The sequence below is a fragment of the Streptococcus sp. ELY_86 genome, from assembly GCF_058314495.1.
The window spans coordinates 21,719-46,993 of the sequence record NZ_JBZFUK010000008.1; the positions used below are offsets into that span (position 1 = coordinate 21,719).

The following is a 25,275-nucleotide window of genomic DNA, read 5'->3' on the forward strand; positions in this document are numbered from 1 at the left end:
ATTTATAAAGCAGAAAATTTACTGTATAATATAAAAGAAATGGAGGCATCTTGCAATGACAAAATATATTAAGGCTGATCACTTTTTTTATCCCTACAATGTTAAGGGAAAGGGTTTTTTAGAAATTACGGACGGCCGTTTCGGACAATGGCAGAGCGAAGTGCCGCAGGGAGCTGATATTATTGACTGCACCGGATATTCAGTAGCACCGGGCTTGGTTGATACCCATATTCACGGCTATGCCGGCGCAGATACGATGGATAACAGCAGAGCTTCGCTGGAAAAAATGAGTCAGGCTTTGCTATCAGCCGGTGTAACAAGTTTCCTGCCGACAGCTTTGACAGCTTCATTTGAAGAATTGGAGGCCATTTGTCAGACTGTTGCAGATTTTGCAGGTCAGGAAACCGGAGCTAGGATTCAAGGTCTTTATTTTGAAGGACCCTACTTTACGGAGACCTATAAAGGAGCGCAAAATACGTCGTACATGCGCAATCCCAGCTGCCAAGAACTGGATGCCTGGCTATCAGCCAGTCAGGGGCTTTTAAAGAAAATCGCTATCGCACCGGAGCGTGCAGGCAGTGAAGCCTTTATCCGCTATGCCAGAGAAAAAGGGGTGACTGTCGCTCTGGGACACTCCAATGCCACCTATCAGCAGGCTGTTGAAGCTGTTGAAGCCGGGGCCAGCGTCTGGGTGCATGCTTACAATGGGATGCGCGGACTCAGCCACCGCGAACCGGGCATGGTAGGAGCAGTCTATAATCTCCCTAACACCTATGCAGAGCTCATCTGTGACGGACACCATGTCACACCGGTGGCTTGCGATATTTTGATGAAGCAAAAGGGACACCAGCAAGTGGCTCTTATTACTGACTGTATGAGTGCAGGAGGCTTAGCAGACGGAGATTATATGCTGGGAGAATTTCCGGTGATTGTGGCCAATGGCACAGCACGGCTCAAGGATGGCGGCAATCTTGCAGGATCTGTTTTGGAACTTAAAGACGGTCTTAAAAATGTTGTTGATTGGGGAATCGCCAATAAAGCCGAGGCTGTTCGCATGGCCAGTCTTATTCCGGCTCTTTCTTTAGGACTTGATCCGGTCTGCGGTCAGATTAAGCAAGGCCGTCCGGCGGATTTTATTGTTTTGGACCATGACTTGAACCTTGCGGCTACTTATCTGGACGGAGAGAAAAAATATGAGCAGGCTGACAAATAACAGCTCCTGTTTATTAAGTGAAGTCCTTGACTTAGTCCTGCTCTAAGGTGCTAAAATAAGGACAAATGGGTGCAGGACGATATTCTTATTTTCCTGTATGAAGATATCAGACAGCCCTAGTCTCAGTCTGGATGAGTCAGCATGGGAAAGCAGTCTGTTGTGCTCCATTTGTTGGTGTTTTATAATGTAATAGACCATTGTTATATAAAGGAGGTTGTCCAATGGCAAAAGTGTATACAATGAACAACGGTTTGACAATTCCGGCAGTCGGTTTTGGAACCTTTAAAGCAGCCGATGGGGAAGAAGCCTATCAGTCGACTCTGGAAGCCATTAAAGCAGGCTACCGTCATATTGACACAGCTGCTTATTACAAGAATGAAGAAAGCGTCGGACGGGCCATTAAAGACAGCGGTGTTCCGCGTGAGGAGCTTTTTGTTACAACTAAGCTGTGGAATGACGCTCACAGCTATGAAGGTGCAAAAGCAGCGCTGGCGGCTTCCTTAGAAAGACTGCAGCTGGATTATGTGGATCTTTATTTGATTCACTGGCCTAATCCCAAAGCCATTCGCGATCACTGGGAAGAAGGTAATGCTGAAGCTTGGCGCTATATGGAAGAAGCTCAAAAAGCAGGTCTCATCCGCTCGATTGGCGTCAGCAATTTCTTGGTGCATCATCTGGAAGCTCTGGCAAAAACAGCCAAAGTGGCACCGGCTGTCAATCAGATTCGTCTGGCACCGGGCTGCTATCAGGAAGAAGTGGTGGATTACTGCCGCAAGCACGATATTGTCATTGAAGCTTGGGGACCGCTTGGTCAGGGAGAAATTTTCAGCAATGCGGATATGAAAGCCTTGGCTGAAAAATATGGTAAAACGGTTGCTCAAATGGCACTGGCTTGGTCTTGGTACGAAGGTTTCCTGCCGCTGCCAAAATCTGTCCACAAAGATCGGATTAAGGAAAATCTGGATTTTGCAGATATTCAGCTGAGTGCAGAAGATGCTGAAAAGATTAAGCACATGCCGGGGGCAACTCCCGCACCAAAGCCAGATCACAGAGATTTTTAAACTATTAGAGCTGAGGCTGTTCCTTGGCTCTATCTCTTTTGTGTCTGACAAGTACAGACTCAAAGAAAAGTACAATGATAGGCCGCTGACTTGATCTGGCCTGATTTTTAAAGAGTATCAATAGAAGGAGTCATTTTATGGATTATATTAAAACACGGGCAGCGGTGGCCTGGGCACCCAACGAACCGCTGAAAATCGAAGAATTAGATCTCATGCCGCCGCAGGCGGGCGAGGTCATGGTGCGTATTACAGCGACAGGGGTCTGCCATACAGATGCCTACACTTTGTCCGGAAAAGATTCTGAAGGCGTTTTTCCTTGTGTGCTGGGTCATGAAGGAGCAGGGATTGTTGAGGCTGTTGGCGAAGGTGTCACAGAGTTTCAGGTCGGCGATCATGTTATTCCCCTCTATACAGCTGAGTGCGGCAAATGTAAGTTCTGCCTGTCCGGCAAAACGAATCTCTGCATTGCTGTCCGTGAAACACAAGGGCATGGGCTTATGCCTGATGGAACGGTGCGTTTCTTTAAGGACGGTCAGCCCATCTACCATTACATGGGAACATCAACCTTTGCAGAACATACAGTAGTGTCTCAGTATTCTTTGGTTAAAATCCAAGATGATGCTCCTTTGGAAGAAGTCTGTCTGCTGGGCTGCGGTGTCACAACCGGCATGGGAGCTGTTCTCAATACTGCTAAGGTTGAAGAAGGAGCAACTGTCGCAATCTTTGGACTTGGCGGGATAGGTCTGGCTGCCATCATTGGCGCTCGCATGGCCAAGGCCTCTCGCATCATTGCCATTGATGTCAATACGGATAAATTTGAAAAGGCTAAAGAACTTGGTGCAACAGATTTTATCAATCCATCAGATTTTGACAAACCGATTCAGGAAGTCATTATTGATATGACCGACGGCGGTGTGGATTATTCCTTTGAATGTATCGGCAATGTCGAGGTCATGCGGTCTGCCTTGGAATGCTGTCACAGAGGCTGGGGAGAAAGCATTATTATCGGTGTAGCACCTGCTGGTGCTGAAATTCATACGCGCCCTTTCCAATTGGTGACAGGCCGTGTCTGGCGCGGGTCTGCTTTTGGCGGTGTTAAAGGGAAAACGCAGCTGCCGGGTATTGTCAAACAGTATATGGACGGTGAATTTGCCCTGAGCGATTTTATCACACATACCATGCCGCTGGAAAAAATCAACGATGCCTTTGACTTGATGCATGACGGGAAGTCAATCCGCACGGTTATTCATTACTAAGGAGACTGTCTATGAAACAACTGTCCAGAACAAAGAGCTTCGGCGGCTGGCATGAGCGTTACAGCCATCAGTCACAAACGACCAAGACTGACATGACCTTTGCTGTTTACCTGCCGCCTCAAGCAGTCTATCAAAAGGTTCCTGTCTTATATTTCCTGTCAGGCTTGACTTGTACAGATGAAAATTTTTCGACCAAGGCCGGTGCTCAGCAGTATGCAGCTAAGTACGGTCTTGCCCTTGTGATGCCGGATACTTCGCCGCGAGGAGAAGGTGTGCCTGATGATGAGGCTTATGACTTAGGTCAGGGAGCCGGCTTTTATCTCAATGCAACCCAAAGCCCGTGGGATAAAAACTACCGCATGTATGACTATGTTGTTGACGAGCTGCCGGCGCTGATTGAGGCCAATTTTCCGGTAACAGATAAGCGTGCTGTTTTTGGCCACAGTATGGGCGGCCACGGTGCTTTGCAAATCGCTTTGAAAAACCCTGATCGCTATGCATCGGTCTCAGCTTTTGCACCGATTGTCAATCCGAGTCAGGTGCCTTGGGGGCAAAAAGCATTTAGAGCTTATCTCGGTGAAGATCAGACCGCTTGGGCAGCTTATGACAGTACGAAACTCTTGGCACAGGCAGAAAAAGCTGTTCCGATTTTGATCGACCAAGGTTTGGCTGATACCTTTTATTCCGAGCAGCTGCAGCCAGAGATTTTTGCTGCGACTGCCAAAGCCAATGGGATTGATGTGACCTTGGATTTGCATGATGGCTACGACCACAGTTATTATTTTATTGCCAGCTTTGTCGAAAAGCACATTGCTTTTCATGCTCAGCATCTGGGCTTGCTCTAAAATATGGAGGAGGAATCTTGTGGAATACAGACAATTAGGAACAACAGACATGTCCATCAGTGCAGTTAGTTTTGGCACGTGGGCGCTGGGCGGCGACTGGGGCAATGTCAGTAAAGAGTCTGCTCTGGCTGCGCTCAATCACGCTATTGACTGCGGGGTCAATTTTTTTGATACGGCAGATGTCTATGGAAACGGCCGCAGTGAAGCCCTTATCGGTGAGGTTTTGAAAGAGCGTTCTGAGCGTGTTTATGTGGCGACTAAATTCGGCCGCCGCGATGATTTCACAAACCCTGAAAACTACACTTATGATAAAGTGCGCAGCTATTGCGAAGACAGTCTGCGCAATCTGCAGATGGAAGCTCTTGATCTCTATCAGATTCACTGTCCGACGACGGAAATTTTGACACAGTCAGATGTCTTTGCCGTCTTGGAAGACTTGAAAAAAGAAGGTAAAATCCGCTATTACGGTGTCAGTGTGGAAACAGACAATCAAGGCAAATTTGTCCTTGAAAATACCAAGGCCAGCAGCCTTCAGGTTATTGTCAATGTTTTGCGGCAAAAACCTGTTAAAGAAATGATTGCACAGGCCAAAGAAAAAAATGTCGGAATTCTGGCACGAGTACCGCTGGCCAGCGGTCTTTTGACAGGCAAGTATACCAAAGACAGTGTTTTTCCCGAAAATGACCACCGCAACTTCAACCGCGACGGAGCAGCTTTTAATGTTGGCGAAACTTTTGGAGGGCTGCCTTTTGATAAAGCTATTGAGCTGGTTGAAAAAATCAAGTGGATTGGTGATGAACACGGCGGTTTAGCCAGTGCTTCGCTGAAATGGCTGCTCCAGCAAGATGGAATCACAGCCGTAATTCCGGGATTTAAATCCATTCAGCAGGCAGACAGCAACTTAGCGAGCCTAACAGCCAAACCGTTCCGCCCGGAAGAGCTTGAACGTATTTCGGATTTTTATTGGCAGGAAGTGCATGATTACATCCGCGGAGCCTATTAGTGAACCAAAAAATCGCCTTTATAATGACGGCGATTTTTAACTGTTCAAGCTGCGATGATAGCTTGACTTAGACCCGCTCTAAGGTGTTAAGATAAAGAAAAGGAGGCTGATTATGACAACAATCAGGCAAGTTTCCAACGATTTAGGGCTGTCTGCCCATGCTATCCGCTATTATGAAAAAGAAGGAATGGTTGTTATCCCGCGCAATGAACGTGGGATTCGTGATTTTGATGAGCAAAGCATAGACCGCCTAAAAGCCATTGCCCACTACCGCCGAGTAGGAATGAGTTTACAGGATATACGAAGAGTTTTGGCAGAATTTCACAATCATGCCCTGTCGACGGAATTGTTAGAGAAGACCAAGCAGGATTTAGAAGAGCAGATTCGGCATTTGCAGGAGACCCATACCTACCTTGTCGAAAAAATCAAAATCCACCGCCATCTGGCAGAGCTCGAAGCCAAAGGCCTGAGCGATGCGGAGCGGACAGATGCTTACTACGCTATCAGAAGGCAAAAAGATGCGGGTAAGAAAAAAGACTAAATGATAGGGATTTTTAGTCGGTTAAAATTTTGGAAATTATATATCAGTTTACACTAATCACAATATGTAGTATTTTCAACAATATCAAACAAGACGACTTCCAAGCGGAAATCGTCTTGTTCTATTTTAATAACTCATATTTAAACAACTTTTCTTCAAGTTCTTCTGAATAATAGTTAGCTAGTCTAGTTTTTAGTTCCTTTAATTTGGTATTCACTTTTTCGTTATTGAATATCTTTTTGTCGTTAGCATCTTTATAAAAGGTATTTATATCTAATTCAATTTGATAAGTACCATAATTATATTTAGGATTGTATTCTTGTGTATTTTTAGAAAGTTCCAATAGTTCATCAAAAACTCCAAGTAACATTAAATCTGCCCTATCAAGTTTGCCATATTTTTCCTGTTCTACTAATTCTTTTCGTACCAACGAATTTTCATCTAGGCACATTTCATTATTGTAAAATCGCCCGTCTGTACCTTCAAAACTTAGACAGTGATTTTTATGTGAGATACACGTCCATAAAGTCGCTTTCCTTAGAAAATCAGTATCTTGTTTATACAACTCTCCCTTATCGGCTGTCGTATAGTAAACATCTTTCTCATACCAATTCTTTTGTGGATATTGTTTAGTAACAAATAAGGCTGTTTGCTCTGCATAATTAGTAGTTCTCACTTGACTACCATAACCGTGATAAGTTGAGATCCTAGTCATACGAATATCTTGTGCGGTTAAACCAAAACCACTTGCCTCTAAATGTGCCAAAATATCCTTACTATATACTGGATTGAACTTTTTGTTATTTCGTAAACGAGTTTCAAAACCATCATATCCAACTACGGTCGTTGCCTTTTCATCAGTAGGTAACTTTTTAGAGTATAACTTAGATAGAGTGGTGTAAACTTTTTTAACCGTTACATCTGCAACATCTTTTAACTCTGCATCTTCTGGTACATCAATAACTGCGACTCCTTTTCCGGTTCCCCATTTTTTATTATCTTTCCATATTTCCTTGGCAGGGACGGTTATACTTTCTGTTTTTGTGTCAACTTCATTCTTCCATTGTGCCACCAAAACGGAACTTTCTTGAGCTTTGAAATTTCCTCGATTTGCTAAAAAGCCACCAATGAACTTTTTTTGCATTAATCTTACTGACTTCCAATATTTTACAGGTGCAAACAACACATAATAGTCGTGTTTTTCTCGCATAAAGTATTTTTCAAATGACCAGACAAATTGATTGAGTAAGTCTTTAGCATGGTTACTATCGCCAGTGAATTCAGAAGACATTAATGTACGAATATAGCTAAATTTATTTTTTGACTTAACATTTCCTTCTTGAGCACGAGCCAACTCATTAGAATATGGTGGGTTTTCAAAGCCGATTATAGCTATATTTTTATCATTGATAATCTCTTGTAATGTGGCATGCGTTCCATCTGTTTCCATAGGAATTGTTAAAAATTCTTCAGCCAGTGCATCCCCACCGCTCACCAAGTTTCCTTTATTCGATTGTACGACTGCTAGAGGAGGAATAATAGCTTTCACTTTTCCAATATACTTGTTGTATAGAACAAGCCATTCTTTGATTTCATAAGTATTTAAAACAACATGTCTTAACTCTTCATCAGTAAGATAATGCTCTAAAGCTCCTGTACCAGCACATCTATCCAAAATAACATAATCTTTATCTTTGGGAAGCTTACTGATAGCTTGACGGACAAGTTTAGTAGCTTCTTTTACGTAAGGTAACGGCGTATAAAATGCCCCTAAATCTTTTCTATTAGCGGGATCATTCAAGGCATCCATTACGGTATCAAAATCTGTTTCATTCCCATTCCAAGGCAAGATATAATTCTCAATTATGGAATCTGATGGATTTTTAAGTATCTCAAACATTTGAGACTTTGTTGTTGACTTGTCATGGTGGTAAATGTAATTTGCCCAACCCAAAATATTTGGAAAATTGATATCAAATTTTTGATACTCGTCAATTTGAAATAGCTTAATTAAGTTATCATTTTTAGGACTGCTAGGTTGAAAAACAGTAAAATCAAACTCATTTTCTGGTTTTGTGGCATTTTTTAAAGTCATTTGTTTAACATCTTTAGAAGCACTGTTGGTGTAGTTTTGTAAAATTTCTGAACGATATTCTGTTGCATCATAAACATAAGCATGGTCTTTGCTAATATCGACCAATATAATTTTACTAGGGATTGGGATTCCACCCTTGTTTCTTAATTTAGAAAGATAATGAATTGCTTGTATGAGTACTGTATTAAGGTCAGCGATGCTATTCTTAAACTCGAACAAAGCCCCTTTAACAATGCCATCTGTATTTTCTGTCAAAACATCTTTTTCATCAAAACCAAAACTTCTCCAAAAGAATAAGTTATCTGCTCTTTCGTTTCCTGATTGCCAACTTCTATCAATAGTCCGAGGTGTAGGTGTCATTTTACACCTCCAACTATTGAAGTTTTATTTTCAAAACCAACAGAAAAGACTTTCTCACAAAAATGTGAAAAAGCCTGTTTTAATGCTTGACAAAAAACACGTCCGATTACATAATCAGCGTGATTCGTGATTCGTGATTCGTGATTCGTGATTCGTGATTCGTGATTCGTGATTCGTGATTCGTGATTCGTGATTCGTGATTCGTGATTGCGTTCATACTAATCATTTCCTTTGTTTTAAGATAGTTCTATTATAGCAAAAATTTTTAAATTTGTATAGTAGAGCTTTACACTTTTTGTTTATCTTTGTTCTAAATAATGCTATAATAGACTTAACATAAAGGAGTACTGTTATGACATTTGAATTTGGGTCTTTATGGGAATTACAGTCTGCTTTCCCGACAGAACAGTCTTGTATAGATCACTTGGAAAATATGATTTGGGGTGATATTATCGTCAGCCCTTTTGATCCTGCTTCAAAAGTCTATAAATGTAAAGGCAATAAATACCGTTGCAAAAATACAGGAAAATACTTCAATGTTAAAACGGGTACACTCTTTGACAATACAAAGGTTGAACTGCGCAAATGGTTTATGGCCATTTGGCTTGTGACCTCTCACAAGGAAAGTATTTCTTCTGTTCAGCTTTCCAAAGATATTGGCGTCACACAAAAGACAGCCTGGTTTATGCTGCAGCGCATTCATAAGTGTTTTGGTCCTGAAAATAACAACATTCTTGATAAGGCTGTGGAGATGGTATAACGACAAGGAGCTGTCAATGCTCATCCTATAAAGAGATCCGGCACATATTTTAACGGAGCAGATTACCGATATTAGGAGCATTGCCCAGCTTTACAGAGATGAATAGCTAGGTTATAATAAAGTGACTGAGAGGTATTAACACGATTGCTTTTAAACGTCTGCGTTCGTTCCAAATACAAGGAGGTGCTCTATGGCTGCTAAACCCCAAACCGATTTGCATTTTGAATTAGAGAGGTCTATTTCCCGCAGAGTTGACAGCAAGTTAATCCCTTACCAAGTTAGCATTTCTGATGATTTCTATGATAGATATACGAAACTGTGGGATGAGAAATTCTCAAAAGACTTTGTCGTAAAACACCGCTCGTTCTATGCTCAATTATCCAAACATTGTATTTATGAGAACCTAGAAATGATGAATAAGAAAGCTGTCGCAAAACGCTTAGCAGAACTGGAAGCCTTGGCTGATATATCAGAGACAAAGGAAGAGTTCAATACTTTCTTTAAGAAAAAATACAACAAAGAACTGCCTGATTTAACTGAATGGCTGTACCCTAAAAAGCAAGAGCTGTCTGATTTTGATAAAAAGCTGTGGACAGCCATGCACTATAATCCAAGAGGAGACTGACTATGAATTGGTATGAATACATGGTACGAGCCAGCGAACACGCCCAACATGACGGCGATTTATGGTTTCGCTATCTTTATAAGGTTATCCGAGATGATGACACTAAATTAACCTCAGAAGATGTCGAAAGACTGCTTAAAAATCCTACCTTAACACCTTTTCAGAAAATAACCTTGCAGGATGCTCTGACAGAGGGCACGCATACACGAGAACACGTGTTGCAGGCTAATCGAAAGAGCAAGCCTAAAGATATTTTAAAACGGATTAGAGAGGGCGACTATGGATAAGAAAATCCTATTTGAAACGCTCAATACGGAGTTGGCAAAAGAGAATATCACATTAGAAATTATCTGTGTAGGTGGGTTCGTTCTTGAATATTATAACCTTCGTGGGACACACGATGTTGATGCTTTTTACAATGAAGATGCTAAAGTCAGAAATATTATTAAGGCGGTTGGGGATAGGTTTGGTGTTAATGAACCAGATGAATTATGGCTAAATAATTCCGTTTCCAATCTCAACAGAATACCCCCTAGAACCGTTTGTGAGACAGTTTACAGTTTTTCTCATCTCACAGTTTTAGTTCCAGAATTGCTATATCTTCTTGGTATGAAACTAGAAAGCGGGCGAGATAGGGATAGACAGGATGCTGGCGATATTATCAAATTGATTAAAGTTCTTTCTCCAAAAGAACTTATCAATAGGCTTCAAAACTATGGCTTTCAACCTGATATTTCCATGGTTTTAGAAGTTTTTGAAATAGCATACGGAATGGAATGGTTGGCAGAATATATAACTGAAAATCCAGAAGAGTTTGCAGATTGCTAAAAAACAACTTTCGAAAAAAGTTGTTTTTCTATATTTTATGGTTGGTAGACAGCTCCCCCAAATTTTTTAGCAATTAACTGTTCCTGCTTGCTTTCATTTTTGAACTGCGCTGCCACAAAATAAGTGAATAGGCTTTGGTATCACTGCGTGATTTCTAAAAATATTAGACAAGCGGGCTGTTTTCTGCTATAATAGCTGTCGTGAAAGAGTGTTATTTCAAAATCTTTTTCAAGCGAGTCCGGGGCGGTGAAAGCCGGATATGAGATTGGAATGGTTGGAGCTTTCTTTGATTATCATCAATAATAAATGAAGTAAAAAGTCAGGGTGGAACCGCGTTTCTTAACGCCCCTATGTCATCTGGCATATTGGGAGTTGAGACACGGTTTTTTGTATTTCCAAGCGCCAGCTGTTTATCAAAAAAGAGCAGTCGCTGTGGCGAATGAGCCAAACATTGTACTAATTCGTTTTTGCTAGCAATATCGGCTATCAAAAACTCATGTCGCAAGAAATTTTATAATATGGAGGACAGCAATGTCAAAAAAACTAACCTTCCACCTCGTCAAAGGTGCTAGTGCTCCTAAAGGAGCAAGCACCTAACGGCAATCCCTATGAGGATTGCCTAGACGAAGCACTAGCTTTCGTCGCTAAAAATAATCGTTTTAGCAACGAAAGCGTCGCAAGATACACTTATTAAGAAAGAGAGCTAAATTATGTCTAAAAAAATGACATTTCAGGAAATTATCTTAACTTTACAACAATACTGGAATGATCAAGGCTGTATGCTCATGCAGGCTTATGATAACGAAAAGGGTGCAGGTACTATGAGCCCTTACACCTTCCTGCGTGCCATCGGGCCTGAACCTTGGAATGCAGCCTATGTAGAGCCTTCGCGCCGTCCGGCTGACGGCCGTTACGGGGAAAATCCCAACCGTCTCTACCAGCACCACCAGTTTCAGGTGGTTATGAAACCAAGTCCGTCAAACATTCAGGAGCTCTATCTGAAATCACTTGAGGTGCTTGGTATCAACCCGCTTGAACATGACATTCGCTTTGTTGAAGATAACTGGGAAAATCCCTCAACCGGTTCAGCGGGTCTCGGTTGGGAAGTTTGGCTTGATGGGATGGAAATCACACAATTCACCTATTTTCAGCAGGTCGGAGGTTTAGCGACCCAGCCTGTGACCGCTGAAGTGACCTATGGTTTAGAGCGTCTGGCTTCTTACATTCAAGAAGTTGATTCTGTCTATGAGATTGAATGGGCACCGGGGGTCAAGTACGGAGAAATCTTTACCCAGCCTGAGTATGAACACTCAAAATACAGTTTTGAAATCAGTGACCAGGACATGCTGCTGGAAAATTTTGAAAAGTTTGAAGCAGAAGCCAAACGCTGCCTCGACGAACATCTAGTACATCCGGCCTATGATTATGTGCTCAAATGTTCGCACACCTTCAATTTGCTGGATGCTAGGGGCGCCGTCTCTGTTACTGAACGTGCCGGCTACATTGCCCGCATTCGCAATCTTGCCCGTATTGTGGCTAAGACTTTTGTAGCAGAGCGCAAGCGCTTAGCCTATCCGTTATTAGATGATGAAACTCGGGCACAGCTCTTGAAGGAGGATGCAGAATAATGACAAGGAATTTATTAGTAGAGCTTGGACTTGAAGAGATGCCAGCTTATGTTGTCAAACCGAGCATGAAGCAGCTGCGGCAAAAAATGGGGCAGTTTTTAGAAGAAAACCGCCTGTCGTTTGAAAAAATTGAAATGTTTTCGACGCCGCGCCGCTTAGCTGTCCGTGTGGTTAATTTAGCGGATCAGCAGAGTGACTATTCGGAAGATTTTAAGGGGCCGTCTAAAAAAATTGCTCTGGATGCCCAAGGGAATTTTACCAAGGCAGCCCAAGGTTTTGTGCGCGGCAAGGGCCTGACCACAGATGATATTGAATTTCGCACTGTTAACGGTGAGGACTATGCTTATGTGACTAAAAATGAAGCGGGCAAGCCTGTCAAGGAAGTTCTCGCAGGCGTTATTGATGTTTTAAAATCACTGACCTTTCCTGTCAACATGCACTGGGCTAACCATACCTTTGAATATATCCGTCCGGTTCATACCCTTGTGGTGCTTCTGGATGATGAGGAAATTGATCTTGACTTTCTTGATATCAGTTCCGGCCGCACCAGCAGAGGGCACCGCTTTTTGGGCAAGGAAGCAAGGATTGCTTCAGCAGATTCTTATGAAGCTGATCTCGAAGCAGAGTTTGTGATTGCCAGTGCTGCTAAGCGTGAGAATATGATCATCGAGCAAATCAGAAACATTGAAAAAACCTACAATGTGAGTGTTGAAATCGATGAGGAGCTGCTCAATGAGGTTCTCAATCTCGTTGAATACCCGACGGCTTTCATGGGCAGTTTTGATCAAAAGTATCTTGAATTGCCTGAAGAGGTCTTAGTAACCTCAATGAAAACCCATCAGCGCTACTTTGTTGTCCGTGACCAAGCGGGCAAGCTCCTGCCGAATTTCATTTCGGTCCGCAACGGCAATGATCAGTTTATTGATAATGTTATCAAAGGAAATGAAAAAGTTCTTTTGGCGCGGCTGGAAGACGGTGAATTTTTCTGGCGTGAAGACCAAAAGCTGGAGATTGCTGATCTGGTTGAAAAATTAAAATTAGTGACCTTCCATGAAAAAATCGGTTCTTTGTATGAGCACATGATGCGAACGAAGAGTATTGCGGCTTATCTGTCGGACTTAGCAGAGCTGACAGAAGATGAAAAAGCGCAGACAGACCGTGCAGCTAGCATCTATAAGTTTGATCTTTTGACAGGCATGGTCGGTGAGTTTGATGAACTGCAGGGCATTATGGGTGAAAAGTATGCTGTCTTAGCCGGAGAAAATCGGGCTGTTGCAGCTGCTGTTCGTGAGCACTATCTGCCTACCAGCAGTGAAGGAGAACTCCCTGATACTAAAGTAGGGGCTGTTCTTGCGATTGCTGATAAGTTAGATACCCTTTTGTCCTTCTTCTCAGTCGGACTTATTCCAAGCGGATCTAATGATCCTTATGCCCTTCGCCGGGCCACTCAGGGGATTGTCCGTATCCTTGATAAATTTGGCTGGGAAATTCCGCTGGACGAGCTGATTGCTAATTTGTATGAGCTCAAATTCGACAGTCTGGTCTATCAAAATCAGTCTGACGTCATGGACTTTATCCGCGGCCGTGTTGAGAAAATGATCGATGCATCTGTACCCAAAGATATTCGGGAAGCCGTACTGGACAGCTCAACACACATCGTCCGTCTGGAAGTTGAGGCAGCAAAAACTTTGGCAGAAAAAGCGCAAGACCCTAACTTTAAGGCTTCTGTGGAAAGTCTCTCTCGTGTCTTTAATCTGGCAGAAAAGGCAGACAGTCGATCAGTAGATACCGCTATTTTTGAAAATGAACACGAACAAGAGCTTTATGATGCCGTGACAGAACTTCATTTTACAGAAGACATGACAGAAAATGTGGACAGACTTTTTGCCTTAAGTCCGATTATTGATGCCTTTTTCGACCATACCATGGTTATGGCAGAAGATAGAGCTGTAAGAGATAATCGCTTGGCACTTCTCGCTGCTCTGGGAGAAAAAGCTAAAACCATTGCGGCCTTTAATGAAATGAATACAAAATAACTGAACACGGGCTAAAATCGTCGAGAAAAAGATAGCCTGCCTGATGCGCAAAGCGCATGGCGTCAGCCTCCTATTTTCTTCTCGCTTTAACGCCTTTAGCGACACGTCGTTTGGTTAGTCGATCTTACTAAGCAAACGACGTTAGCGGGAGAGGCAGCCAATTCACTATGGTGATTGGCGTTTGTTATCAAGTGCAAAGCACTTAGATAACAATCCTCTGCCGTATCTTAGTAATTGAACACGGGCTAAAATCCTAGTAAAAAAGATAAACGTCCTCGTGTCTTAGCGACACAGCGCCCGTTTCCTATTTTTATACGGATTTGAAACGCCCTTTGCGACACTTCGTTTGGTTAGTCGATCTTACTAAGCAAACGACGTTAGCGGGAGAGGTAGCCAATTCACTATGGTGATTGGCGTTTGTTATCAAGTGCAAAGCACTTAGATAACAATCCTCTGCCGTATCTTATGTAATTGAACACGGGCTAAAATCGTCGAGAAAAAGACAGCCTGCCTGATGCGCAAAGCGCATGGCGTTAGGCTCCTATTTTCTTCTCGCTTTCTTAACGCCCTTTGTATCTTAGTAAAAGGAGGGAAAATGGAACAGGTAAAAATTGATCGGATTAACGAGCTCGCCCGTAAGAAAAAGCGTGAAGGGTTGACAGGTGCTGAAAAAGTTGAGCAGGCAAAGCTTCGTGAGGAATACATCGAGGGCTACCGGCGGAGTTTCCGCCATCATATTGAAGGGCTTAAAATTGTTGATGAACAGGGCAATGATATTACGCCTGAAAAGCTCAAGGAAATCCAGCGTCAAAAGGGACTTCACGGCAGAAAGCCCGGAGATCACAGCTAAACATCAAAAAAGACAGCAGTATTTGTACACACTGCTGTCTTTTTATTTTTGTTTGTCAGTTTTGCGTTTGTTATCAAATAGGAGCGACAAGCATTTTTATTGACTGCTTATCACAAGCTGGGATAAAATCGAAAAATAGAAAGGACTTATTATGAAAAAAATTAGCCCTCGTACTGACTGTTTGTTCCGTTTCGCTGCTGGCAGCCTGTGACACTGATGACGATAATCAGCAGGCACAAACTAAAGCAGAGGAGACAGCCAACTCTCAAGCAGATTAATCTGACAGCTCCTAAACAAAAATTTCAGCGGACAAAGCCAAAGCTATTGCTCCTAAGGACGCCGCCGGTTTCGCAGAAAAAGATGTTACCATTTTAAGTGTTGAACAAGATACTGGTGATGGTCTGGCAGAATTTGAACCAAAGACACAACGGAGCATAGCTATACTATCAATGTCGATACCGGAGATATTATTTCCAAATAATCAGAAAATGTCAATGATAAATTTTTCTGACTGTAAGGTAAAAAACGTGAACATTCCAGCTTGATTTCAAAAAGCTGAACAAATATATTAATAAAAGGATTTTCTCTTTGTATGCAAAAAGAAAATCCTTTTTTGGTTTTGTAAATAACAAGCAGAGTATGAGAGGGTGTTGTATATAGTAAGACCCAATGAACTGAATCAATAAAATAATGTCCACTGAAAGAGACAAAAGAAGGCGTTTACAAAGTTTGTTTTTAGTATAAAATAAAGATGTAAGTGAGGGAGTGGTATGGTTACGAGAAATATAAAGGAAGAAGCTTTGCTGTCCCTGCTCGACAGTAAGGAAGGTTTTACAACCGCAGAAGAAATCTCATCAGAATTAGGGGTTTCTTCAAAGACGGTCTATCGCTTGGTGAAAAAAATAAACGATAACTATGCTGGCGGTTCCTTAATTCTATCTGAGAAAGGGAAGGGGCTCATACTTGACAGAGAGCGTTATTTAAAGTCAGTTGGAAATGTCCAAACTTTCCACGAAGATGAAAATTATTCTCCTTTGGAGCGGCGCAGCAAGATTTTAGAGCGTTTACTGCTGGTGGCCCCAAGATCAATTCCTGTCTATGATTTGGCTCAAGAGTATTTCGTTTCTGAGGCGGCTATTTTGAAAGATAAGTTAGAGATTCAAAAGCAGCTGGATGACTATCGATTAAAAATTACTCTTAAACATCAGCAACTTTTTATCTCAGGGAGTGAGTTTGATCTGCGCAGCGCCATTGCTGATTTGGTATCAACTTTCAGCATGATTGATCTTGACAATTTAGCTCTTTCTAAGGATGACAGTAAGATTAACTATAATGTCGCTTCCTTTGTTTTATCAGAACTCTATTCTATTGAAAAGAATCTGAAAGCAGCTATTCCCTATCCTTATAATATCAATATCTTTTCTCATCTTTACATTATGATTGAGCGCAGCAAGCATCATAACCACCATCCTTATTCGGCTCAGGAAAATATAGCTTATGATGATGAGGTTCTAAGAGCAGAAAGTCAGAGAGTTATTGATGATATCTCCCGCTTTATCGGCTGTCCTGTCAGTGCTGATGAAGTCTATTATCTGTATAGTTATCTTATTTCCTCACGTTTTCAGAATGAAGAAATTTCAGCAGAGCAGCGTTTCTCACCGCGCGTGCTGGCCGTCACAGATTTTTATTTTAAGCATATGTCGGTAACTAGGCAAGAAAAAATAGCTGTAACTGATGGTATCTTTAAAGATTTAGCCAATCACATTAGCCCTATGCTGAGGCGGATTGATAACAAAATCAGAATTAGAAATGGCATGCTGGAGCAGATAAAAATAGGCTATCCGGACATTTTTAAGGAACTTGAAGAGCTGTCTGACACGGTCAGTGAACGCTATACAATTTCTAAAATAAACCACGATGAAATCGGATTTTTAGCACTCTATTTTGTCCGCTTTAGAGAGTTAACCAAGCAACCTTTGAAGGCATTAGTCATGTGCTCATCAGGCATTGGTATTTCGGAGCTGTTACGAACAAAGATAGAAAACAGCTTTAGTAATCTTGATATTATTGATGTTGTTTCTGTCCACAATGCTGATGCTGTGCTTGAGTGCAATCCTGATGTGAAATTGCTGATTACAAGTGTTGACAGTGATATTGAGACACCGATTAAAAAGGTTCTGGTTAGTGCTTTGATGACAGCAGAAGACAAGAAAAGAATTAGTAAGGCAATTGATGAGATAAACTATGAAAAGTAACTTATTTGATATTCATTTGAATGAAGAATTAGAGAATCGCAATGCTGTTTATGATTTTCTAAGTCGTCTTATTGCAGCTGAGAACGGCTTAGTCAATGAGGATATTAAGCAGCAGTTTTTAGAAAGAGAAAGTGTGGGCAATATTCAGATTGCTGAGAGAACTGTCATGCCTCATTTTGGCAGCGGAGGGATTCGTAATCGCATTATTATACTCCGTACAGCTAAGCCTGTTTTGCACTGGTCTTCAAGAATCAGTGAAGTTCAGCTGATTGTGGCTATTGTATTTGATCCGGAATCAGCAGCCGATGAAAGACAAAAACTCAATCAGTTTATTAAAAAACTAAGCTCAGCTGACTTTATTAACCATTTTTTAAAAGATAAAAAGCAGCAGCTAGAAAAGTTGTTACTCTAGGATAAGGAGGATTTATATGCTGGAGGATTTATTGACAGCGGATTACATTCAAATAAGACCTGAGGCCAAAAATTGGGAGGAGGCGATTCAGTTGGCTGCCCAGCCCTTGCTTGAGCGGCACAAGATAAAAGAGACTTATATACAAGCTATGATTGATAAGGTCAAAGAGTTTGGACCTTTTATCAATATCGGTGATCACTTGGCGCTTCCACATGCCAGACCGGAAGAAGGTGTGATTGAAAAGGGAATGTCTCTTTTAAAATTAGATCAGCCGGTTAATCTGCTGGATGATCCCAAGCATCCCATCAGTGTCTTTATTTGTTTAGCAGCTAGTGATAGCACAGCGCATTTAGAAGCGCTTATGGAGCTTACTAAAATTTTGTCACAAAAAGAAAATTTACAAAAACTCATTCAGTCTTCAAGTATTGATGACATTCGTTTCGTGTTAACGAGCTGAAAGTTTGGCATTTAGATCGGAGATCTTGTTTTAATTGAACACGGGCTGCGGATTGTGTCAAAAAGATGAGTCCTCCTAGAATCTTTAGCGATTCATCGTCGTACTCTCTATTTTGACGTTATCCGCGGACGCCCTTAGTATTTTATTTTGAGGAGGATAATCATGAAAATTTTTGCAGTATGCCAAAGCGGTCTTGGAACCAGCTTTATGGTACAGATGAATATTGAAGCGGCACTGGAAGAGGCTGGTGCTAATATGGACGATTTTACGGTTGAGCATGCCGATTCAGGCAGCGTCAGCGGGGATATGGCAGATTATTTCTTTGCAGAAAAAACTTTAGTGCCTGCCTTGACCAATCTTCCAGATGAAAAAATAATTTCTCTGGATTCTATTATTGATGCAGATGAAATCAAGGAAAAGGTTATTCAATTGCTGGATGACAATGAAATTGTTCATAACTGATGATGAAAATAAAAGGAGATCCTTGATTATGAAACCGATACTGAATTTGTTTGTCTCTATTGTTACCCAACCTGCTGTACTTGTTGCTTTGATTGCTTTAATCGGACTTATTCTGCAGAAGAAAAAGTTTTCTGATATTATGTCGGGAACTATTAAAACAGTTGTTGGTTTTCTGGTACTAACCGGCGGTGCAGGTGTTTTGCAAAATGCGCTGGCGCCTTTTGCGAAAATGTTTCAGGTGGCGTTAAACACTCAAGGTGTTGTACCCAGCAATGAGGCTGTTGTAGCAATCGCTTTGAAAGATTACGGCAGCCAGACGGCCTTGATTATGTTTGTCGGAATGGTGGTCAATATTGTGTTGGCCCGCTTTACACGCTTTAAATATCTCTTTTTAACAGGGCAGGCCATGATGTATGTTTCATGTATCACCGCCGTTATCTTGATGAGTGCCGGTATTAAAGCCAATGCTATGGTTATTTTGCTGGGAGGCTTATTTGAAGGAACTTTATTGACAGTTACTCCGGCTCTTTGCCAGCCTTTTATGCGGAAAATAACCGGCAATGACAAAGTTGCCATGGGACATACTGGAAATATTGGTTATGCGGCTGCTGGCTGGATTGGAAAATGGTTTGGCGATGATTCAAAATCAACAGAAGATATTAACGTGCCAAAATCGTTTGGTTTTCTGCGCGATTCAACTGTTTCCATTATGATTTTGATGAGCCTTGTTTACATTGTTCTGGCATTGGCCGCAGGACCTTCTTATGTTGAAAAGACTTTGAGCGGCGGAACCAGTGCCCTTGTCTATGCTGTTATTCAGGCTGGAACATTTACGGCAGGTTTTGTAATCGTTCTTCAAGGAGTGCGCATGGTTCTTGCTGAAATTGTGCCCGCTTTCCAAGGTATCGCTAAGAAATGGGTACCTAACTCAAAACCAGCTCTTGATGTTCCAATTATTTTCTCTTATGCTCCTAATGCAGTACTGATTGGTTTCTTTACTAGCTTTATTGTAGGAACAATTTCTATGTTTATCATGATTGGTATGCATACAACAGTCATTATTCCGGGTGTTGTCGGCCATTTCTTCTGTGGTGCTGCTGCCGGTGTTTATGGAAATGCAACCGGCGGACGCAGAGGCGCTGTCTTGGGTTCAGCTTTCAATGGTGTACTGCTAAGCTGGCTGCCATTATTGATTTTGCCGCTCCTAGGATCCTTGAATATGGCAGCATCAACATTTGCAGATACCGATTATCTGATTCCGGGATACATCTTAGGCAAAATCGGTCAGCTGGGTTCAGGTGCACTGATAGCTGGTATAATCGGCTTTGTAGCTGTAGTTATCATAATTAGCGTTTGGCTGAGCCGCCGCTCAGACAAGGCTGCTTAGGCCTTGATGTTACAGTGACTAAAAGTTGATAGACGTAAAGTTACAATGACATCTTGGGAACCTAAAACGAAAATGGAACAGAAATTGATTTCTGTCCCATTTTTATTTTATAAACAGTAAAAACAATATTTTATCGGTTAAATCGGCGTTTGGCTAAGAAGCTAAGTCCGATAAGAGCTATGCCTATTCCTAAAGCGGCCGGCAGCAAGGAAGCCTTAGTGCCTGTTTGAGGAAGACGTTCTGCCGCCTCGTTTTGAGCAGTGGCTTGGGCTGTTTTGGGAGAATAGCCAGCTAAAGAAGGAGCAGGACTGATTGCTGCCGGGTCGTTGTTTAGAGCGGGTTTTGCTGCCTGCGGGCTGTTTGGAGCAGGATATTCTGCCGCGGGTGTAGGTTCAGTCTTGTCGGCATCCGGATTTTGAGGAAGAGCAGGATTGCTGTCTTTTTCAGCAAGTGGCGGCTGAGGATCAGCCGGTGCGGCTTTTCTGGCAGCTGCAGAAGTCCTATAATGGAAGGTTGTATCCGGAAGAAACTTGACGGGCTTGCCATTGTAGTAGAGCACCCAGTTGCCGTCAGCGTCTTTTTGAGCAGAGAAACCTTCTTCATTAGCGGTGCCTCCTGCACCTCCAAAGATGAGTTCAGCATACCATGACTGTTCTTCGCCGCCCTGTCCGTCAGCAATACCAAGCCCCATAGCATCTCCGGAAGCAGAAAGAATACTGATAGCATGGCCGAATGATTGCAGTCCGTCGTTTGGATCATTTAGAATATTAAAATAATCAGCAAACCAGTTAAGAGCCAGATAATAAGCAGTTGCTTGGTCTGAGGCGATCGTTTGCCCGCCGTCATTGGTCCGGCGAAGATTGTTGTCCATGTGGCCGTTTTCTTCATACCAGGTCATGCCCTGAGGGAAGCTTAGTTTAGTATCGTGTTCCAGTCCGTCAGATTCGGACGCCTCTTCATCGGCTCGGGCCTGAGCGAAGTCCTGCATCACCTGATTGACCGGGGGCACAGGAAAATCAATGCCGTTAATCTGGCGGAGCTCTGTTAAATACTGGTTGAGATACTTGGCAATTTCTGCAGTATCGGGCTGGTAAGGCTCATTGGGGTTATCGACGGTGATGTATTCATCCCTTGAACCATTGTAAACAACATCTGCTACCTGAGCAATTTTGCCGACTGATTCCAGCTCGGCCTTAAAGTTAACGCTGTCATAAACAGCTGCCGTATTCGCATCAGCACTGCTTTCCGGCCTGTCAGCAGCAGAAGTATTTGTGGCTGTTTGAGCTGAAGGCTCTGCAGGCTGGGTGCTTGACGGCTGCGACGGAGCCGGCTGTGTTTCCTCTGCTGTATCGGAAGCAGAGCTATTTGCAGCACTTGTCTGCGGCTCTCCTGCTGTTGGAGTTGTTTGCTCAGCAGTACTTGTTTGAGGTGTCTCAGCTGTGTCTGCTGCTTGCGGAGTTGTTTCCTGAGAAGCTGAATCATGGTTTGAATCAGGAGCTGTTTCCGTCTGTGCTTGTTCAAGAGCAGTGCTCACTGCCTGAGTCGGTGTGTCAGCTGTTTGTGTCAGCTGAGTTTGTGCTGCCTGGGTGGTCTCTGGTACTGCCTGTAGCGGACTGTCATCAGCTTCTGCCGCTCCGGCTGTTCCTAAAGCAATAGCGGCAGCTGTTAAAACAGCACCGCAAAGTCCCAAGACCTTACTTTTACGTTTGCTGAAAATTTTCTTTTGCATAAATCTACCTTTCTTTTTAATGATTTTGGGCAGTCGTAGGATCAAAAATTAGCTTATCATTAGTTTGATAAAATTCAGCAAAAATCCCTTTGCAATTCGATTACAATTTTTGCCGGCTGCCTGAAAAAATGGCAGTGAAATAGTAAATATTCCCTCAATATCAGTGCATATTTACTATTTTTATAGTATAATTTTTCTTATGAAACGGAATTTTGAAGCAGTTAAACGTTTAGTCATTAAAATTGGAACGAGCTCTCTTATTCTGCCAAACGGCAAAATTAATTTGGAAAAAATTGATCAGCTGGCCTTTGTCATCGCCAGTCTTATGAACAAGGGCAAGGAGGTTGTCCTGGTGTCATCGGGTGCTGTGGGCTTTGGTCTGGATGTTCTGGGAATGGACAGGCGTCCGGCTGAAATAGCTCAGCAGCAGGCAGTATCAAGTGTCGGTCAGGTAGCGATGATGAGCCTTTACTCACAGATTTTCTCACACTACCAGACGGACGTCTCACAGATTTTGCTGACGCGTGATGTTATCGAGTATCCCGAAAGTCTTGCCAATGTTACCAATACCTTTGAAACCCTTTTATCCATGGGGATTGTACCGATCGTCAATGAAAATGATGCGACCAGTGTTGATGAGATGGATCATGCAACGAAGTTTGGGGACAACGACCGGCTTTCTGCTGTTGTTGCTAAGATTACTGAAGCAGATTTGCTGGTTATGCTGTCAGACATTGACGGTCTCTACGATAAGAATCCGACGATTTATGAGGATGCCGTTTTGTATCGGCAGGTGTCAGAGATTACAGAAGATATTCTTAAATCAGCAGGCGGTGCCGGCAGTAAATTCGGGACAGGCGGTATGATCAGCAAGCTGCAAAGTGCTCAGATGATGTTTGACAACAAAGGGCAGATGGTTCTCATGAACGGTGCCAATCCGCGTGATATCCTGCGCATGCTGGAGGGTGCCAATCTGGGAACATGGTTTATCCAAAAAGGAAATGAGGTGGAGTGATGACCTACATTGATGAGTTAGGACGCAAAGCTAAAAAAGCCAGTCTTAGTCTAGCTAAGCTGGGGACAGCTGAAAAAAATCAAGTTCTCAGACAGGCAGCTGAAAATCTGCTGGCACAGACTGACTATATTTTAACTGAGAATGCGCGTGATATTGCCAGTGCTAAAGAACATGAGATTTCTGATATTATGACAGACCGTCTGCGTTTGGATGCAGCACGTATTGAAGGAATCGCCGAAGGTATCCGTCAGGTGGCTGACCTTCAGGATCCAATCGGTCAGGTAATTCGCGGCTATACCAATCTGGACGGTCTTAAAATCGTTCAAAAGCGCGTGCCTCTGGGGGTCATTGCCATGATCTTTGAAAGCCGCCCCAATGTCTCAGTTGATGCGTTCAGCCTGGCTTTTAAAACCGGCAATGCTATTATCTTGCGGGGCGGCCGTGATGCTATTCATTCCAATAAGGCTTTGGTCGGGGTGCTTCGCAAGACCTTAGCTGATTTTGGAATTGATGCTAATATTGTGCAGCTGGTTGAAGATACCAGCCATGCAGTAGCAGAAGAGCTGATGCAGGCAGTTGATTATATTGATGTCTTGATCCCACGCGGCAGCGGCCGGTTGATTCAGACGGTTAAAGCAAAATCCAAGGTGCCCTTCATTGAAACAGGTGTCGGCAATGTACACATTTATGTTGATGAGTCGGCCGACCTTGATATGGCAGCTGACATTGTTATCAATGCCAAAACCTCTCGCCCGAGTGTCTGCAATGCTGCCGAATCGCTCTTGGTTCATGAGAAGGCAGCAGCGGAGTTCCTGCCAAAATTGGAAGTTGCTGTCCAAAAGGTTCATCCTGTTGAGTTTCGTGCGGATCCATCAGCGCTGGCCTTTCTTCAAAATGCTAAACCGGCAAGCGACGAAGACTACAGTACCGAGTTTTTAGATTATATCCTGTCAGTTAAGGTAGTGCATACACTGGATGAAGCAATCAACTGGATTAATACTTACAGCAGCCACCACTCAGAATCCATCATTACCCGAGATATCGCTTCGGCAGAGCACTTTCAGGATGAAGTCGATTCTGCAGCAGTCTATGTCAATGCGTCAACTCGCTTTACCGATGGTTTTGTCTTTGGTCTGGGAGCAGAAATCGGCATTTCAACCCAGAAAATACATGCCCGCGGTCCTATGGGACTGGAAGCTCTCACCAGCACCAAGTTCTATATTAACGGACAGGGACAAATCAGAGAATAAGGCTGTAAAAGGTGCTGCCCGAGCACTTAGATACGATTAGGGATCGGATACTTTTTCCGGTCCTTTTTGCCGGATTCATACTTCCGGCTTAGCAGTAATGAGCCGGATATGAAAGCACATCTTTTTTAACAAAGTCAAAGAAGGTCTCATAAAGGACTCTGTCTTTAATCTGAAGTGCATTTCTCATGGAATTAAACAGATGAGCTTTCTCTTTTTTGTTTATTATAGAATAAAAGTGTGGTAAAATAAAACTTATGACTAATGATTTTCATCATATCACTGTTCTTTTGCATGAAGCCATCGACAGGCTTGATATTAAGCCTGATGGTATCTATGTTGATGCGACACTTGGCGGTGCGGGGCACAGTGAGTATTTGCTCTCAAAACTTGGCAAAAAGGGACATCTCTATTGTTTTGATCAGGATCAAAAAGCAATTGACAATGCCCAAAAACGTCTGCAGCCCTATGTTGAGGCGGGGCAGGTGACTTTCATTAAGGATAATTTTCGCCATTTGAAAGAGCGTCTGGCTGAGGAAAATGTCTTTGAAATTGACGGCATCTGCTATGATTTGGGGGTATCAAGTCCTCAGCTGGATGAAGAAGAACGCGGCTTTTCCTATAAAAAAGATGCGCCGCTTGACATGCGAATGAATCAAGATGCCGAACTGAGAGCTTTTGATGTCGTAAACACCTATGATTATCACGATTTAGTGCGCATTTTCTTTAAATATGGCGAGGATAAATTTTCAAAACAAATCGCACGAAAGATTGAGAAAGCCAGACAGGAAAAGGCAATCGCAACGACCGAAGAGCTGGCGGAAATTATTAAATCAGCCAAACCGGCTAAGGAACTTAAGAAAAAAGGACACCCTGCCAAGCAGATTTTTCAGGCCATCAGAATTGAAGTTAACGATGAACTGGGAGCTGCTGAGGAGTCCTTGTCTCAGGCCCTGGATTTGCTGACAGTAAACGGACGCATATCAGTGATTACCTTTCATTCTTTGGAAGACCGTCTGGTAAAACAGCTGTTTAAAAAGGCGGCAGTCATTGATGTTCCTAAGGGGCTGCCCTTTATTCCCGATGACCTGCAGCCTAAGTTTTCCTTGATCAGCCGCAAGCCGATTCTGCCCAGTCAGGCAGAGATTGAGGCTAATAACCGTGCGCATTCAGCTAAATTGCGGGTCATTCAAAAAATTCGAAAATAGAG

The 25,275-nt window shown here is 42.7% G+C and carries 22 protein-coding genes and 2 pseudogenes; 22 read left to right on the forward strand and 2 right to left on the reverse strand.

Features of this window, described 5'->3' with window-relative positions; genetic code table 11:
- Window positions 1-55 precede the first annotated feature (55 nt).
- From nagA to AC4HAN_RS09555, 6 genes are all read left to right on the forward strand, one after another.
- Window positions 56-1,213, forward strand: a complete 1,158-nt coding sequence (nagA, locus tag AC4HAN_RS09530; protein WP_491092296.1) for an N-acetylglucosamine-6-phosphate deacetylase — start codon at window positions 56-58, stop codon at window positions 1,211-1,213.
- A 221-nt stretch (window positions 1,214-1,434) separates the two neighbouring features.
- On the forward strand, window positions 1,435-2,274 hold the full coding sequence (locus AC4HAN_RS09535) for an aldo/keto reductase (protein WP_491092297.1): 840 nt from the start codon (window positions 1,435-1,437) through the stop codon (window positions 2,272-2,274).
- A gap of 137 nt (window positions 2,275-2,411) precedes the next feature.
- Window positions 2,412-3,530, forward strand: a complete 1,119-nt coding sequence (locus AC4HAN_RS09540) for an S-(hydroxymethyl)glutathione dehydrogenase/class III alcohol dehydrogenase (RefSeq protein ID WP_491092298.1) — start codon at window positions 2,412-2,414, stop codon at window positions 3,528-3,530.
- Between the two features lie 11 nt (window positions 3,531-3,541).
- On the forward strand, window positions 3,542-4,375 hold the full coding sequence (gene fghA / locus AC4HAN_RS09545) for an S-formylglutathione hydrolase (protein ID WP_491092299.1): 834 nt from the start codon (window positions 3,542-3,544) through the stop codon (window positions 4,373-4,375).
- A gap of 19 nt (window positions 4,376-4,394) precedes the next feature.
- Window positions 4,395-5,378, forward strand: coding sequence for an aldo/keto reductase (locus AC4HAN_RS09550; RefSeq protein WP_491092300.1), 984 nt, complete (start codon window positions 4,395-4,397; stop codon window positions 5,376-5,378).
- Window positions 5,379-5,490: 112 nt separating this feature from the next.
- A complete protein-coding gene (locus tag AC4HAN_RS09555; RefSeq protein ID WP_491092301.1) occupies window positions 5,491-5,919 on the forward strand; it encodes a MerR family transcriptional regulator in 429 nt (142 codons plus the stop codon).
- 121 nt (window positions 5,920-6,040) lie between these two features.
- Here AC4HAN_RS09555 and AC4HAN_RS09560 read toward each other — a convergent pair whose 3' ends face one another.
- Complete coding sequence (locus AC4HAN_RS09560) at window positions 6,041-8,374, reverse strand: hypothetical protein (protein ID WP_491092302.1); 2,334 nt, start codon at window positions 8,372-8,374, stop codon at window positions 6,041-6,043.
- Between the two features lie 352 nt (window positions 8,375-8,726).
- Between AC4HAN_RS09560 and AC4HAN_RS09565 the strand changes: the two are divergent.
- The 13 genes and pseudogenes from AC4HAN_RS09565 to ulaA form a co-directional block, all read left to right on the forward strand.
- Window positions 8,727-9,125: pseudogene (locus AC4HAN_RS09565) on the forward strand (transposase); the annotation flags it as partial.
- Between the two features lie 199 nt (window positions 9,126-9,324).
- A complete protein-coding gene (locus AC4HAN_RS09570) occupies window positions 9,325-9,759 on the forward strand; it encodes a hypothetical protein (protein ID WP_491092303.1) in 435 nt (144 codons plus the stop codon).
- Between the two features lie 2 nt (window positions 9,760-9,761).
- Window positions 9,762-10,046: a hypothetical protein gene (locus tag AC4HAN_RS09575; protein WP_027975008.1), complete on the forward strand. Its 285-nt coding sequence runs from the start codon at window positions 9,762-9,764 to the stop codon at window positions 10,044-10,046.
- A complete protein-coding gene (locus tag AC4HAN_RS09580; protein ID WP_491092304.1) occupies window positions 10,039-10,587 on the forward strand; it encodes a DUF6036 family nucleotidyltransferase in 549 nt (182 codons plus the stop codon). The genes AC4HAN_RS09575 and AC4HAN_RS09580 overlap by 8 nt, the downstream gene beginning before the upstream one ends.
- Before the next feature lie 710 nt (window positions 10,588-11,297).
- Window positions 11,298-12,215 (forward strand): glycine--tRNA ligase subunit alpha, encoded by a 918-nt coding sequence (gene glyQ, locus AC4HAN_RS09585; protein WP_491092305.1) that lies wholly within the window; start codon window positions 11,298-11,300, stop codon window positions 12,213-12,215.
- Window positions 12,215-14,251: a glycine--tRNA ligase subunit beta gene (glyS, locus tag AC4HAN_RS09590; protein WP_491092306.1), complete on the forward strand. Its 2,037-nt coding sequence runs from the start codon at window positions 12,215-12,217 to the stop codon at window positions 14,249-14,251. The genes glyQ and glyS overlap by 1 nt, the downstream gene beginning before the upstream one ends.
- Window positions 14,252-14,846: 595 nt before the next feature.
- Window positions 14,847-15,101: a DUF896 family protein gene (locus AC4HAN_RS09595; protein WP_491092307.1), complete on the forward strand. Its 255-nt coding sequence runs from the start codon at window positions 14,847-14,849 to the stop codon at window positions 15,099-15,101.
- A 173-nt stretch (window positions 15,102-15,274) separates the two neighbouring features.
- Window positions 15,275-15,582: pseudogene (locus AC4HAN_RS09600) on the forward strand (PepSY domain-containing protein).
- Window positions 15,583-15,871: 289 nt separating this feature from the next.
- A complete protein-coding gene (locus tag AC4HAN_RS09605; RefSeq protein ID WP_491092308.1) occupies window positions 15,872-17,356 on the forward strand; it encodes a BglG family transcription antiterminator in 1,485 nt (494 codons plus the stop codon).
- Complete coding sequence (locus AC4HAN_RS09610) at window positions 17,346-17,768, forward strand: PTS sugar transporter subunit IIA (protein ID WP_491092309.1); 423 nt, start codon at window positions 17,346-17,348, stop codon at window positions 17,766-17,768. Before AC4HAN_RS09605 ends, AC4HAN_RS09610 begins: the two co-directional genes overlap by 11 nt.
- A gap of 16 nt (window positions 17,769-17,784) precedes the next feature.
- Entirely contained in the window at window positions 17,785-18,225 is a 441-nt protein-coding gene (locus AC4HAN_RS09615) for a PTS sugar transporter subunit IIA (RefSeq protein WP_491092310.1), read from the forward strand.
- Between the two features lie 162 nt (window positions 18,226-18,387).
- Window positions 18,388-18,687 carry a PTS sugar transporter subunit IIB gene (locus AC4HAN_RS09620; RefSeq protein ID WP_491092311.1) on the forward strand — a complete coding sequence of 100 codons (300 nt, stop codon included), beginning with the start codon at window positions 18,388-18,390 and terminating at the stop codon, window positions 18,685-18,687.
- Between the two features lie 28 nt (window positions 18,688-18,715).
- Window positions 18,716-20,074 (forward strand): PTS ascorbate transporter subunit IIC, encoded by a 1,359-nt coding sequence (gene ulaA / locus AC4HAN_RS09625; protein WP_491092312.1) that lies wholly within the window; start codon window positions 18,716-18,718, stop codon window positions 20,072-20,074.
- 130 nt (window positions 20,075-20,204) lie between these two features.
- Here the strand turns inward: ulaA and AC4HAN_RS09630 are convergent, their stop codons facing one another.
- Window positions 20,205-21,803: a putative cross-wall-targeting lipoprotein signal domain-containing protein gene (locus AC4HAN_RS09630; RefSeq protein WP_491092313.1), complete on the reverse strand. Its 1,599-nt coding sequence runs from the start codon at window positions 21,801-21,803 to the stop codon at window positions 20,205-20,207.
- 199 nt (window positions 21,804-22,002) lie between these two features.
- On the opposite strand from AC4HAN_RS09630, the gene proB reads away from it, so the two are divergent.
- From proB to rsmH, 3 genes are all read left to right on the forward strand, one after another.
- Window positions 22,003-22,818, forward strand: a complete 816-nt coding sequence (gene proB / locus AC4HAN_RS09635; protein WP_491092314.1) for a glutamate 5-kinase — start codon at window positions 22,003-22,005, stop codon at window positions 22,816-22,818.
- A complete protein-coding gene (locus tag AC4HAN_RS09640; protein WP_491092315.1) occupies window positions 22,818-24,068 on the forward strand; it encodes a glutamate-5-semialdehyde dehydrogenase in 1,251 nt (416 codons plus the stop codon). The genes proB and AC4HAN_RS09640 overlap by 1 nt, the downstream gene beginning before the upstream one ends.
- A gap of 254 nt (window positions 24,069-24,322) precedes the next feature.
- Window positions 24,323-25,273: a 16S rRNA (cytosine(1402)-N(4))-methyltransferase RsmH gene (gene rsmH / locus AC4HAN_RS09645; protein WP_491092316.1), complete on the forward strand. Its 951-nt coding sequence runs from the start codon at window positions 24,323-24,325 to the stop codon at window positions 25,271-25,273.
- Window positions 25,274-25,275 lie beyond the last annotated feature (2 nt).